Genomic DNA, 12,752 nt, shown 5'->3' on the forward strand with positions numbered 1-12,752 from the left:
TGCCGTATCTGGCGTGGCTGACGCAGGCCAGTGCCGATAGCGCAGCGACCGCCGCGCAGCAGGAGGTGGCGGCCACGGCGTACACCGCCGCGCTGGCAGCCATGCCGACGCTGGGCGAGTTGGCTGCCAACCACGTCACCCACGGCGTGCTGTTGACGACGAATTTCCTTGGTATCAATACCATTCCGATTGCCGTGAACGAGGCCGACTACGCGCGGATGTGGGTCCAGGCAGCCACGGTGATGGGCACTTATCAAACCATCGCGGGGGCGGCGGTCGCGGCGTCGCCGCAAACCACCGCCGCGCCCCAGGTGCTCAAAGCGAATTCTGCTGCGTCGACTGCAGATTCGAATACGCCGACGTTGCCCCCCGACACAGAGCAGCAATGGCTGGATTGGCTGCAAAAGATCGGGTACACCGATTTTTACAACAACGTCTTGCAGCCGCTGATCAACAATTTCGAGAACAACCCTTTTCTGGTAGCGCTTTTCACCCAGATCGACCCCTACCTTCCCTTGCTCGGTAATCCGCTCTCCTTCCTCAACCCGCTCAATATCGCGTTCGCGCTTGGCTATCCGATGGATATCGGGTCTTACGTCGCCTACCTGTCCGAGACCTTCTCGTTTATCGGACTCGATCTGACCGCCGCATTTGCTACCGGCAACCCTTATGCGATCGGCTTGACCCTGGTGCTCGGCACCGTCGAAGCGATCGGCACCGTCATCACCGACACCATCGCCTTGCTGAAGACGCTGCTCGAATCGGTGGTGATACTGATCCCCACGGTGCTGCCGCTGTTGACCGTCCCGCTGATTCCGTTGGCGGCGGCCCCGTTGGCGGGCTTCGCGGGCCTGGCGGGCTTGGCGGGCCTGGCTGCTATCCCACCGATACCCATCCCACCGATTCCGCCGGCCTTCGCGCTGGCGGTACCGCCGAGTCCGATGCCCGTTCCGACTCCGGTCGCGGCACCGGCCCCGGTCCCGGCCCACGTGGTGAACTCGGTACCGGTGCATACACCTCCGCCGCCCCCGCCGACGCCGGCCGGGCCACCGCTGGCCACGATGCAGGGTTACCTATACATGATCGGTGTCCTGTCGGCGAGTGCCCGGCGAGCGGCGGACCAGGCCGCGAAGGCCAAGGAGCCGCAACCGGCCCAGGGCACCGAGGACCAAGTATCCGCGGTTGCCCCGAAGAAGACGCCGGGCGGGCGGCGTCGTCGCGAGACCGTCGAACGACTCGGCCGCGGCTACGAATACATGGATCTTGAGCCGTCCGTATCTCCCTCGACGGACGGGGCCGGACCGCTCGGATTCTCCGGAACCGCAACCAAAGTCAGCGCGGGTGCGGCGACCGGACTGGCCACGCTGGCCGAAGACGACTTCGGCAGCGCGCCTCGGATGCCGATGATGCCGAGCACGTGGGGCAACGAGTCGCCCGACGTCACTGACGAAGACTGACGATCCTCGCGGGATTCAGCAGCCGCAGTCCTCGCCGCGCCATGCGTTGACGCCCTGCCAGATCGCGGCGCCGGCGATGCCCAGACCGATCACCGGGTCGATCCACCAACAAATCGGCCAGACCGCGGCCACTGCCATACCGACCAGGACGGCCGCAGCCTGCGCGCCGCACAGGTAATTCTGGGTGCCTTCGCCCGCAGTGGCCGCCGAGCCCAGCCGGTCGGCGAGCGCATGCTTGGCCCGGCCCAGGATCGGCATCAGCACCAGCGAGGCGGCCGTCAACGCGATACCGATCACCGAGGTGTCGGCGTGGTGCTCGTCGAGCAGATGGTGGATGGATTCCGCGGCGATGTAGGGGGCGGTCAGCCAGAACGACCATGCGACACCGATCTGGGCGCGACGCTCGGCGGTCGACGAGGAGGTGCGTGAGCCGGAGAACCGCCACGCCACCATCGCGCTGGCCAGCGCCTCCGGCAAGCTGCCCAGCGCCCACCCCGTCAGCGAGATGGAGCCGACCGCGAGGCCCTGCCAGAGCCCGACCACGCCCTCGGTGAGCATGGCGGCCATGCTGACCCAGGCCAATCGCCACGCCCACCGCGCACCGTGCTGCCATCGCGAGTCATGCGCGACGGGGTGTCCGTGCCCGGCTTCGCCGCAGCAGTCGTCGGCGAGCAGCCCGGCCGGATCGCCGATCGAACGGGATTCGGTCACCAGGCGATGTTAGTCAATGCGCGACGCGGGCATCCCCGGCACACGTTTATCGAGGCGGCAACGGCCGCTTCATGGTGCAAACGATGCTCCACTCGAAGTAGAACTCGCCGCCCTTGTCATACCCCGCGAAATGGTGGGACACCTGCACACGTTGCACCGAGGAGTTCACCACCTCCCAGCCTTCGAGCCCGTGAGCGTTCGTATGCCGATTGGCTTCGTCAATGACGACTTGCAGGGATTCGTTCGTCACGCTGATGAAGGTGGTCTCCCACCGTGGCGGAGACCAGCTGCCGTCGGACGCCACCCCTGACGCTGGCACAGGCGAAGGTGCGCTCATAGGGCGGTACCTTATTCGGCCGCGACCCCGGAAGAGTGAATGGAACCTGACCGGGGCGTTAAGTGATGTCGCTGAATTTCGTCCCGCACAACCGGATCGGGCGGCAGCGGGCCGAATCACGCTCGGGCGCAACACCACAAGGTAATTCCCAGTATCGGATCGGTACCATGGCCGGTATGGCGCGCAGTGAGAACGACACCTGGGATCTGGCAACGAGTGTGGGGGCCACCGCCACCATGGTGGCCGCGGGCCGGGGCCGTGCCACCCAAGCCGGGCTGATCGACGACCCTTTCGCCGAACCGCTGGTGCGGGCGGTTGGCGTCGACTTCTTCACCCGCTGGGCGATCGGTGAGCTGAGCGCCGACGATGTCGACATTCCCGGCCACCCGTGGGGCATGCAGCCGATGACCGACCTGATGGCTGTCCGCACGCGCCTCATCGACCAATTCATCACCGACGCGACGGCATCCGGCATCCGGCAGACGGTGATCCTGGCCTCCGGCCTCGATGCGCGCGGCTACCGACTGTCCTGGCCTGCCGAGACGGTGGTCTTCGAGATCGATCAGCAGCAGGTGACCGATTTCAAAATCGCCACGCTGGCCGCGGCCGGCGCCGCGCCAACGGTCGACCTGCGCGCGGTGCCGATCGATCTGCGCGACGACTGGCCCGCGGCCTTGCGACAGGCCGGCTTCGACGCGAACCGGCCCACCGTGTGGGTCGCCGAAGGCCTGCTTGCGTTCCTGCCGCCGGAGGCTCAGGATCGCCTGCTGGACAACATCACCGCACTCAGCGCCGAGGGCAGCAGGCTGGTCGTGGAGATCTTCCTGAGCGCAACGGAGTCAGTGGAAGTCATGCACACCGCCGCGCAGAAGTGGTACGAGCACGGACTCGACGCCCACATCGATGACCTGTGGTACGGCGGCGAGCGTCACGACGTCGCCACGTATCTCAACGAGCGGGGCTGGCAGACGACCCGGGAACGGTCCGGTCAGTTGCTGGCCGACGCCGGGCTGCCGGTGCCGGAGCGCAACGAGGCCCAGACCGAAAACTATTACTGCACAGCACAACTCGGCGTACGTTAATGGTTGCCCAGCCGGCACTGCCAGAAGCCGACATCGTGCCACGCGCCATGTTTGTGGCCGGCCTCCAGAAGATGACCGACGCGAGTGAACCCGTGCCGCTCGTGCAATCGGACGCTCGGTTCGTTGGGCAGCGCGATCACCGCGATGGCGCTGTGGAATCCCCCGTGGCGCAGCCGGTCGAGTAACTCGGCGTAGAGCGCTTCCCCGACGCCGCGTCGGTGTGCCGAGGGATCAACGTAGATGGTTGTTTCGACGGTCCACCGATAGGCGGCCCGCTCATTCCACGGGCCTGCGTAGGCGACCCCGAGCACGTGATCGTCGTCCGTCGCCACCAGCCAGGGAAACCGTTGGTGTCGTTGCGCCCACAGGGTGCGTACCTCGTCGACACTCTGTGGCTCGGTCCGAAAGTTGAAGACGGTCTTCTCGATGTAGTGGTTGACGATCTCGCAGACGCGTTCGAGGTCGTCGTCGGTGGCAGGCCTGACCCGCGGCGCTGTCAGACCCCGGTCGCTTTCGGGCGGTAGCGGTCGATGTCTTTCTCCTCGAGCGATCGCGCGAGCAGTTCGCCCTTTGCCGTCAGCGACAGCCACACCGAGTACATCCATTTCTCGGGATCGTCATAGTGTTTGACGTACTTGTGCGAGATTTCGTGCAGCGAATGGTCGAGCGAATGATGCCACGCCGCAAAACGCTGCGACTTACCGGTGAGTGCGCCTATCTTGAACAGCCCGTCGGTCACCCACTCGCGAATCGCATCCAGTGTCTCGTGCTGCAATTCCAGCGGCGAGGCCGACGGATTGTGGTGTTTGACATGCCAATCCACCGCATTGAGATCGATCGGCTTTCCCAGGGCTTCTTGCAGCAGATCATTGCGCAGGGCCTCGCGGGTGGCGCTCATCGGCCTGTGCTCCTGGTCGGCGGATTCCTTCCGGTCACCGTACAGTTCGGGCGCGTTCGCCGATAGCGCTGGCAGCCGGGAAAGTCGCTGTAGCGTGCTCTCATGGTGGATTTTGCTCTGCGCTCGTGTGGATTGCACGGCCACGCAACATTCGCTCCCGATGAGCCGAAGCTCCGGGAGCGATTGAAGGCCGACACCCCGATCGGCGAAGCCTGGCGTTGCCTGCGCTGCGAGACTTTCGTCGTTGGTCCTCCCCGGCGTAGCGGACCGGCCAACACCGCGCCGGAAATCCCACGGGGACGGTTCCTGCGGGATCGCACCTTGATGCGTGCGCTGGCCATCGAACGCGCGTTCCGCAGCGTGATTTTCCTGTTAGTGGCCGCGGGAGTGCTCAAGGTCAGCGGATCGCGCGAGCGGTTGCAGCACGCGCTGGACCGAGACATTCCGTTGCTCAAGCCATTGGCGAACCAGGTCGGCTGGGATCCGGAGAACTCCAAGCTCATTCGTCATATCGCCCACGCGTTCGCGCTGTCGTCGTCGACGCTGCAGTGGATCGCGGTGGGCCTGGCCGCCTACGCGCTGATCGAGTTGATTGAGGCGGTCGGGCTATGGCTGATGGCACGGTGGGGCGAATACTTTGCGGTGATCGCGACCAGCGTGTTCCTGCCCCTGGAAATCTACGAACTGACCGAAAAAATCACGGCTCTAAGGCTTTTCGCCCTTCTGGTCAACATCGTCGCGGTGGTGTGGCTGCTGTGGAGCAAGCGACTCTTCGGGCTCAACGGCGGCGCGAAGGCCTACCGCGAAGAGCACGAAGCCGAAAGCCTGCTCAGTGTCGAAAGCGCGGCGCTGAGCGAAACCGCTTCCAGTGCAACTCGATAACCTAAGACTCCGCCGGTAGGGCGGCCTGATGTTGCAGCGCAAAGGCGACCGCGTGGGTGCGGTTCTGCACGCCCAGCTTGGCCAAGATCGCCTCGACGTGGTGGCCAACCGTCTTCGGGCTGATATGCAACTCTGCGGCGATCTCCGGGTTGCTGAGCCCGGCCGCAAGCAGGTCGAACACCTGGCGCTGGCGTCCGGTCAGCGCGTGCGGGTCTGAATCGCGGTCCGCCTGCTTCGTGCGGGGGGCCCGCTCGCGCAGGGCGGCCAGCCGCTGCTGGGCGCGCCGGGCCGCCGCCTTGGCGCCGAGTCGACGGAAGGTGGCCAGCGCCGAGTTCACCGCTGTAGCATCGCCGCCGAGTTGGGCCAGCGCCGCGTCGTAGCTGCAGCCCCGGGCCGTCCAGGCCTCGCTCGCGCGCTGCCACTGCCCGCCGACCTCCAGGTCGAACGGAGTCATCGGGTCGCGGTTGGTGCCCTCAATTGTGCCGCCGGCCAAGCGAACCCAGCGGTACAGTTGGCCGGTTTGCCACGGGTCGGCCTGTTCGCGCGAACACGCCAGCCCGTTCTGCACTTCGGCCAGGGCCCGCTCGTCATCGCCGGCCAACCAGGCCACCTCGGCCCGTGCCGCCCACAACGCACCCAGGTGCACCAGGTTGCCGGGTTGGGCGCCGTCGACCGCGTCAACCTCGGGCGCAGTAGCGGGCGGCTGGCCACGCCGGGCCCGGAGCAGGGTCAGCGTCACCAGCGGCAGGATCCGGTGCTGCGGACTCAACTCGGGCAGAGTCATGATCTGTTCGGCAATGACGGCGGCGCGCTCCCAATCCCCGCCGTGCAACGCTGCCAGCGTCGACGCCGCGGTCAGCAGCGAGCTGAACATGCCGAGGTCGCGGCTATCGCAGAACCGCAATGCCTCCGCCAGATAGCCCTCAGCACGGGATAATTCGCATCGCAGTACCGCATACCAGTAGATCAGGACGCCCAGCACTCCGGCGTGCTCCTCCAGCCCCTCGGTGGCCAGCGCCTCACGCCATACGCTCTCCAACTCATCCCAGCCGGTGCCGGTGCTGAATACGGTGGTTAGCGCCGTATAGCCACGCGCCCGGATATCGACTGCGGGGTCTTGTATTTCGCCGGCCAGCGTGTGGGCGCGGCCCGCGTAGTCGGCGCAGACCGGATCCAGCGCGAGGGCGCTGATGTGCGCCATGTTGATCAGCGACCAGGCCAGCTGCGGTGACGGGCCGAGGTCTTCCAGCAATCGCAGCGAAGCGTGCGCCGCGTCGATGGCCTCGGCAGCGCGTCCCAGCGGCTGCAGCAGACGTGACAGCCAGCGCAGGTCGTCGCCCTCTTCTAGTTGGTCGCCCAGCTTGCGCCGCAACGTGATTGCCTCGCGCAGGGATGCGGCCGCCGGATCAGCCTGCCCGCTCAGATAGCACGCGAACGCGTGTCGCTCCAGCCAGACGACCCGGCTCTGGTCAGAACTCGTGCCGGCGCGACGCAACGCGAGCGCATACAGGCTTGCGGCTTCCCGATTGGCTCCCAGTGCCGCGGCCCGTTCGGCCGCAGCGATGCCATAGCGGATCGTTGCTTCGATCTCCCCGGCCTCATCGGCGTGAAATGCCAATGCCGCCAACGTGTTCGCATCGGTGGGCTGCGCCGCCAGCACGGCCAGCGCACGTCGGTGCAGATCGATGCGGTCGAAATCGGGGATCTGCGCTACCGTGGCCCGGCGGGCGAGTTCGTGACGGAAACCGACCAGGTCCCCCTCGGCCGTCAGCACGCCGGCGCCGAGACATTCATGCAGCGCCGTCCGGGTCTCGGGGTACATCTTCTCCAACAGCGCGACATCGGCACGCGGGCCGCATACCGCGACCGCGTGCGCGGTTTCCCGCGCCTTGGCCGACAACCGTCCGAGCCGCCCCCACACCGCCTCGGAAATGCTGCGCGGCAAGCCTTTACGAGTGAGTGCGTCCGGCCCGGCAGCCAGCACCTCGGTGAGGTAAAACGGGTTGCCGCCGGTGACGTGATGTAGCTGCTCGGCATTCAGTCCGGTGCCGGCGGCGAGCGACGCTACCGCGGGTAAGGTCAACGCCGCCAACTCGATTCGGCTCACCGACGGGTAGTTCGCCAGGTCCCCCAGCGTCACGGCCAGCGGATGGGTCGCGGGCAGTTCGTCGTCACGGAACGAGATCACCAGCACCAAATGCAGTGCCGCCACCCGTCGCGCCAGGAACCGCACCAGATCCAGGGTGGCGCTGTCGGCCCAGTGCGCGTCTTCGATCACCCACACCCAGCGCTCGCGGTCACCCAACGCGGCCAACAGCTGTCGATAGATCTGTGCGGTATCCCCCGAGTCGACGGCCGCGGTGAGCCGGGCCCCAGCGGCAGCGTCCAGCCCGGCAAGGGCATCGGTCAGGGGGCCCAGCGGGCGCGGCGCGCCCAGCGGATCACACCAGCCGCGCAATACCCGCAGTCGTGCATCCAGTCGATCGACAAACTGGGCAAGCAATGTGGTCTTTCCAATACCGGCCTCGCCGCGTAGTAAGACCACTTCCCCGGGGCCGCCGCGGGCCACGCGATACGCCGGCGCATTCAACTGCGCCAGAGGCGCTTCGCGTTCCAGCAAAGCATTCACCAAGGGGGACATGATGCACTGTGACTGTAGCGTCACCGGCCCTGCGATGCGCGTCAACTGCACATTCGCTGGAAATTTGCTGTAGGTGTTGCCGACTTTCAGCGCAGCAATGCGCGTGACATCACCACGCGCTGAATCTGGTTCGTGCCTTCGTAGATCTGGGTGATCTTGGCGTCGCGCATGAAACGCTCCACCGGGAAGTCGGTGGTGTATCCGGCGCCACCGAAAAGCTGCACAGCGTCGGTGGTGACTTCCATCGCCACATCGGAGGCGAAGCATTTCGACGCCGCCGAGATGAAGCCGAGATTCGACTCACCGCGTTCGGCGCGGGCGGCGGCGCTGTAGACCATCAGCCGCGCAGCCTCGACCTTCATCGCCATGTCGGCGAGCATGAATTGGACGGCCTGGAATGAGCTGATCGACTCGCCAAACTGCTTGCGGTCCTTGGTGTACGCGATCGCTGCATCCACCGCACCCTGGGCGATGCCGACGGCTTGCGCGCCGATGGTCGGACGGGTGTGGTCCAACGTGGCCAGTGCGGTCTTGAACCCGGTACCGGGCTCACCGATCATCCGGTCGCCGGGAACCCGGCAGTTCTCGAAGTACAACTCGGTGGTCGGAGAACCCTTGATGCCCAACTTCTTTTCCTTGGGCCCGACGCTGAAGCCCTCGTCGTCCTTGTGCACGATGAAGGCCGAGATCCCGTTGGCGCCCTTGTCCGGATCGGTCACCGCCATCACGGTGTACCAGGTCGACTTGCCGCCGTTGGTGATCCAGGCCTTGGCGCCGTTCAAGATCCAGTCGTCGCCGTCGGCCTTGGCCCGGGTCCTCATCGAGGCGGCGTCGCTGCCGGCCTCGCGCTCGCTCAACGCGTACGACGCCATCGCGCCGTCGCAGGCCATCGATGGCAGAACCTGCTTCTTGAGCTCGTCTGACCCGCGCAGGATCAGGCCCATCGTGCCCAGCTTGTTCACTGCGGGGATCAACGAGGCGGACGCGTCGACGCGTGCCACTTCCTCGATCACGATGCACGCGGCCACCGAGTCGGCGCCCTGTCCGCTGTACTCCTCAGGGACGTGTACGGCGTTGAATCCGGACGCGTTCAGTGCCTGCAACGCCTCCTCCGGAAAGCGGGGTTTCTCGTCGACGTCAGCGGCGTGCGGTGCGATCTCTTTCTCCGCCAACGCGCGAATCGCCGCGCGCAACTCGTCGTGCTCCTCAGGGAGCTTGAACAGATCGAACGACGGATCTCCAGCCATCCCGGCCTCCCTCTTTATGCCCGACTACTCGGTGCTACTCGCCGGTAACTTTACCTTGGCGCTGTTTCAGCGCCGCATCCTTGGCCAGCACAGACTCCGCCAACTGCTCCTGGAATGCCACGATCCGGCTGCGCAGCGCCGGATCCGACGCCGCCAAAATCCGCACCGCCAGCAGCCCGGCATTGCGGGCCCCACCGATCGACACCGTGGCGACCGGGACGCCGGCGGGCATCTGCACGATCGACAGCAGCGAGTCCAGCCCGTCCAACTTGTCCAGCGGTACCGGAACGCCGATCACCGGCAGCGGCGTGGCCGAGGCCACCATGCCGGGCAGGTGTGCCGCGCCGCCGGCGCCGGCGATGATCACCTCGATGCCGCGGCCGGCGGCCTGCTGCGCGTAGTCGAGCATGCGCTGTGGAGTGCGATGGGCCGAGACCACCCCGATCTCGTAGGCGACATCGAACTCGGCCAGCGCGTCCGCGGCGTCCGACATCACCGACCAGTCGCTGTCGCTACCCATGATCACGCCAACGCGTACGGGGTCAGTCATTCTTGTGCGGGTCCCATCCGTCCGTCCATTCCCCATCTGACAACCAGTGTGCCGCGCGCTCCGCGCGTTCACGCAGGTTTGCCAACCCGGCCGCGTCGCTGCCGAGGAAGTTGATGTGCCCCACCTTGCGGCCCGGGCGTTCTTCTTTGCCGTAGAGGTGAACCCGGGCGTCGGGCATCCGCGCGAACAGGTGATGCAATCGCTCGTCGAGCGACATCGTCGGCGTTTGCGCCGCGCCCAGCACATTGGCCATCACCGTCACCGGCGCGATCGCGTCGGTGTCGCCGAGCGGGTAGTCCAGCACCGCGCGCAGATGCTGCTCGAACTGGCTGGTGCGGGATCCGTCCATGGTCCAGTGCCCAGAGTTGTGCGGGCGCATCGCCAGCTCGTTGACCAGCAGCTGCCCGTCGACGGTTTCGAACAGCTCGACGGCCAGCACACCGACCACACCCAGTTCGGCCGCCAATCGCAGAGCCAGCTGCTGGGCCGCGGCACCGACATCGTCGGGCAGCGCCGGAGCCGGCGCGATCACCAGCACGCAGATGCCGTCGCGTTGGACGGTCTCGACCACCGGCCAGGCGGCGCCCTGGCCGAATGGCGACCGGGCTACCAGCGCCGCGAGCTCGCGGCGCATCGCGACCCGCTCCTCGACCAATACCGCTACGCCGGAATCTAAATATTGACCCGCGATCTCGCGGGCCTGCGCCGCGTCGGCGGCCATCTGTACTCCGCGCCCGTCATAGCCGCCGCGGACCGCCTTGACCACCATCGGGCCCTGGACCCGTCGAGCGAACTCATCGACGTCGTCGAGGTGCTCGATCGCGGCATAGCGCGGCACCGCGGCGCCGAGCGCCTCCAGCCGGCGCCGCATGACGAGTTTGTCCTGCGCGTGCACCAGGGCCTCGGGTGGCGGTGCCACGTTGACGCCTTCCGCGACCAGCTTTTCCAGCAGCTCAGTGGGCACGTGCTCATGGTCGAAGGTCAGCGCCGCGGCGCCCGCGGCAACCCGGCGCAGTGCCTCGAGATCGGTGTGCGAGCCGATCACCACATCGGCACTGACCTGGGCTGCGGGATCGGCGGGATCGGCAGCCAGCACCCGCAGGCCCTGGCCCAACGCGATCGCCGCCTGGTGCGTCATCCGGGCGAGCTGACCGCCGCCGACCATGGCGACGACGGGTGAGGCAGCGGGAATGTGGCGGGTACTCGGCACGGCAATCATGGTGTCATGGCCGCTGAACGGCCCATTTGTCGGCGGTCACACGGTCACAGAGCACCCTTAATCAGTAATACGTAGACTGCGACATTGTGTCCTTCGCCGATGCCACGATCGCCCGACTGCCGGGGCCGATCCGCCCCTACGCCGAGCGTCATCACGAGCTGATCAAGTTCGCCATCGTCGGCGCGACGACGTTCGTCGTCGACTCGGCGATCTTCTACACGCTGAAGCTGACGATCCTGGAGCCCAAGCCGGTGACCGCCAAGGTCATCGCCGGCATCGTGGCGGTCATCGCGTCGTACATCCTCAACAGGGAATGGAGCTTCCGGGACCGGGGCGGCCGCGAGCGGCACCACGAGGCGCTGCTGTTCTTCGCGTTCAGCGGTGTCGGCGTGCTGCTGAGTATGGCGCCGCTCTGGGTCTCCAGCTATGTCCTGCAGCTGCGGGTGCCGATGGTCTCGCTGACCGCGGAGAACATTGCCGACTTCATCTCCGCCTACCTCATCGGCAACCTGCTGCAGATGGCGTTCCGCTTCTGGGCGTTCCGGCGCTGGGTGTTCCCCGACGAGGCCGCCCGGACCGGCGACCAGGCCCTGGAATCTGCGCTCACCGCCGGCGGGATTGCCGAGGTGTTCGAGGATGTCGAAGCCAGGGGCAACGTCACGCTGATGCGCGCCTGGCGCTCACGGAGCAGCCGAGCGAATCAGCTCGGTGATTCCTCGGAACCAAGGGTGTCGAAAACCTCGTGATACAACAGCGCGTGGACCTGCTCCACGCGCGGAATGTCATAGAACTCCAACGGATCTTGTGACGCCGACTCGACGATCAGCGTGCCGGTCCGCAGTATCCGATCGATCAGCCGGTGCCGGAATTCGACGCTGTTGATCCGGGCCAATGGGATGTCGATGCCACTGCGGCTCAGCACCCCGTGCCGGAACATCACCCGGCGGTCGGTGATGACGAAATGCGTGGTGAGCCAATTCAAGAACGGCCACACCGTCAGCCAGCCGATCAGCACCAGCCAGATCGCCCCGATCACCCAGTAGACGACGCTTTTGGCGTTGGGCGCCCAGGTCATGCCGTTGACCACCGCACAACCAAACGATGCGGCCGCGCTGGCCAGGATCAGGACGGTCGCCGGCCAGAACAGCCGCTTCCAGTGCGGATGGCGGTGCAAGACGACTTGCTCGTCGCCGGCCAGCACATTGTCGGGGTAGCCCACGCTGGCACTTTAGACGCTGGGACGCAGGTGCGTAATGTCTCCGGCCGAGATTGCCACCGTCTCGCCACCGGTGTCGACGCAGAGTCGCCCGGTCTCGTCGACCGCTCGAGCGACGCCGACCACCTCACGTTCACCGGGCATGCTGGCCCGCACCCGCGAGCCCAGCGTCACGCTGTAGCGCCGGTAGTCGGCGAGCAGCGCCGGGTCGGCGCCGCCCGCAGTGCGCCACGCGTCAACCCGGGCCGCCAGCTCGCGAAGTATATTGCGCGCCAGCGCGTTTCGATCGGTGACTGACGACGCCAGCATCAGCAGCGAGGTAGCCGCAGGGTCCGGCGCCTCATCGGCGGTCAACGTCACGTTGAGCCCGAGGCCGACCACGATCACCGGCGCCGGCGACGCCACCTCGGCGAGGATCCCGGCCAGCTTGCCGCCGTCCACCAGCACGTCGTTCGGCCACTTCAGCCCCGCCCGCACGCCCAGCGCGGCCAGCGCGTCGGCCACCGCGACCC

The 12,752-nt window shown here is 66.6% G+C and carries 14 protein-coding genes; 4 read left to right on the plus strand and 10 right to left on the minus strand.

All coding sequences use genetic code 11. From position 1 onward, the window contains the following. Positions 1–1,457 (plus strand): PPE family protein (locus WAO18_RS16635; RefSeq protein ID WP_422207350.1); only part of this gene is annotated, 1,457 nt, incomplete at its 5' end. Between the two features lie 15 nt (positions 1,458–1,472). On the opposite strand, the gene WAO18_RS16640 is transcribed toward WAO18_RS16635, so the two are convergent. Further along, positions 1,473–2,132 (minus strand): cation transporter, encoded by a 660-nt coding sequence (locus WAO18_RS16640; RefSeq protein ID WP_422207363.1) that lies wholly within the window; start codon positions 2,130–2,132, stop codon positions 1,473–1,475. Positions 2,133–2,214: 82 nt separating this feature from the next. Beyond that, entirely contained in the window at positions 2,215–2,418 is a 204-nt protein-coding gene (locus tag WAO18_RS16645) for a hypothetical protein (RefSeq protein WP_422207351.1), read from the minus strand. A gap of 263 nt (positions 2,419–2,681) precedes the next feature. On the opposite strand from WAO18_RS16645, the gene WAO18_RS16650 reads away from it, so the two are divergent. Continuing rightward, the gene (locus WAO18_RS16650; protein ID WP_422207352.1) at positions 2,682–3,587 is read left to right on the plus strand and encodes a class I SAM-dependent methyltransferase; all 906 of its coding nucleotides are present in this window, start codon (positions 2,682–2,684) and stop codon (positions 3,585–3,587) included. Here WAO18_RS16650 and WAO18_RS16655 read toward each other — a convergent pair. Continuing rightward, complete coding sequence (locus tag WAO18_RS16655; protein ID WP_422207353.1) at positions 3,584–4,177, minus strand: GNAT family N-acetyltransferase; 594 nt, start codon at positions 4,175–4,177, stop codon at positions 3,584–3,586. The two genes, WAO18_RS16650 and WAO18_RS16655, sit on opposite strands and share 4 nt — an antisense overlap. Continuing rightward, positions 4,084–4,485, minus strand: coding sequence for a hypothetical protein (locus WAO18_RS16660; RefSeq protein WP_422207354.1), 402 nt, complete (start codon positions 4,483–4,485; stop codon positions 4,084–4,086). The genes WAO18_RS16655 and WAO18_RS16660 overlap by 94 nt, the downstream gene beginning before the upstream one ends. Positions 4,486–4,587: 102 nt before the next feature. Between WAO18_RS16660 and WAO18_RS16665 the strand changes: the two genes are divergently transcribed. Then, positions 4,588–5,367, plus strand: coding sequence for a DUF2127 domain-containing protein (locus tag WAO18_RS16665; RefSeq protein ID WP_422207355.1), 780 nt, complete (start codon positions 4,588–4,590; stop codon positions 5,365–5,367). Position 5,368: 1 nt separating this feature from the next. Here WAO18_RS16665 and WAO18_RS16670 read toward each other — a convergent pair whose 3' ends face one another. From WAO18_RS16670 to WAO18_RS16685, 4 genes are all read right to left on the minus strand, one after another. Next, a complete protein-coding gene (locus WAO18_RS16670) occupies positions 5,369–8,008 on the minus strand; it encodes an ATP-binding protein (RefSeq protein WP_422207356.1) in 2,640 nt (879 codons plus the stop codon). Between the two features lie 86 nt (positions 8,009–8,094). Then, positions 8,095–9,255 (minus strand): acyl-CoA dehydrogenase, encoded by a 1,161-nt coding sequence (locus WAO18_RS16675; RefSeq protein ID WP_422207357.1) that lies wholly within the window; start codon positions 9,253–9,255, stop codon positions 8,095–8,097. A gap of 34 nt (positions 9,256–9,289) precedes the next feature. After that, positions 9,290–9,805: a 5-(carboxyamino)imidazole ribonucleotide mutase gene (gene purE, locus WAO18_RS16680; protein WP_422207358.1), complete on the minus strand. Its 516-nt coding sequence runs from the start codon at positions 9,803–9,805 to the stop codon at positions 9,290–9,292. Beyond that, positions 9,798–11,024, minus strand: coding sequence for a 5-(carboxyamino)imidazole ribonucleotide synthase (locus WAO18_RS16685; protein ID WP_422207359.1), 1,227 nt, complete (start codon positions 11,022–11,024; stop codon positions 9,798–9,800). The genes purE and WAO18_RS16685 overlap by 8 nt, the downstream gene beginning before the upstream one ends. Positions 11,025–11,110: 86 nt before the next feature. Between WAO18_RS16685 and WAO18_RS16690 the strand changes: the two genes are divergently transcribed. Beyond that, positions 11,111–11,770 (plus strand): GtrA family protein, encoded by a 660-nt coding sequence (locus tag WAO18_RS16690; protein WP_422207360.1) that lies wholly within the window; start codon positions 11,111–11,113, stop codon positions 11,768–11,770. Here WAO18_RS16690 and WAO18_RS16695 read toward each other — a convergent pair. Both WAO18_RS16695 and WAO18_RS16700 read right to left on the minus strand, forming a co-directional pair. Continuing rightward, positions 11,725–12,243, minus strand: a complete 519-nt coding sequence (locus WAO18_RS16695) for a PH domain-containing protein (RefSeq protein WP_422207361.1) — start codon at positions 12,241–12,243, stop codon at positions 11,725–11,727. The genes WAO18_RS16690 and WAO18_RS16695 overlap by 46 nt on opposite strands. Before the next feature lie 9 nt (positions 12,244–12,252). Beyond that, positions 12,253–12,752: biotin--[acetyl-CoA-carboxylase] ligase (locus WAO18_RS16700; RefSeq protein WP_422207362.1), on the minus strand; the 500-nt coding region annotated here is incomplete at its 5' end.

This window comes from Mycobacterium sp. (assembly GCF_049278535.1).
Lineage (GTDB): Bacteria > Actinomycetota > Actinomycetes > Mycobacteriales > Mycobacteriaceae > Mycobacterium.

Coding starts and splice junctions, on each gene's coding strand:
- purE (WP_422207358.1), bottom strand. CDS start 9,805: ATGACTGACCCCGTACGCGTTGGCGTGATCATGGGTAGCGACAGCGAC.
- WAO18_RS16685 (WP_422207359.1), bottom strand. CDS start 11,024: ATGATTGCCGTGCCGAGTACCCGCCACATTCCCGCTGCCTCACCCGTC.
- WAO18_RS16650 (WP_422207352.1), top strand. CDS start 2,682: ATGGCGCGCAGTGAGAACGACACCTGGGATCTGGCAACGAGTGTGGGG.
- WAO18_RS16675 (WP_422207357.1), bottom strand. CDS start 9,255: ATGGCTGGAGATCCGTCGTTCGATCTGTTCAAGCTCCCTGAGGAGCAC.
- WAO18_RS16665 (WP_422207355.1), top strand. CDS start 4,588: ATGGTGGATTTTGCTCTGCGCTCGTGTGGATTGCACGGCCACGCAACA.
- WAO18_RS16660 (WP_422207354.1), bottom strand. CDS start 4,485: ATGAGCGCCACCCGCGAGGCCCTGCGCAATGATCTGCTGCAAGAAGCC.
- WAO18_RS16670 (WP_422207356.1), bottom strand. CDS start 8,008: ATGTCCCCCTTGGTGAATGCTTTGCTGGAACGCGAAGCGCCTCTGGCG.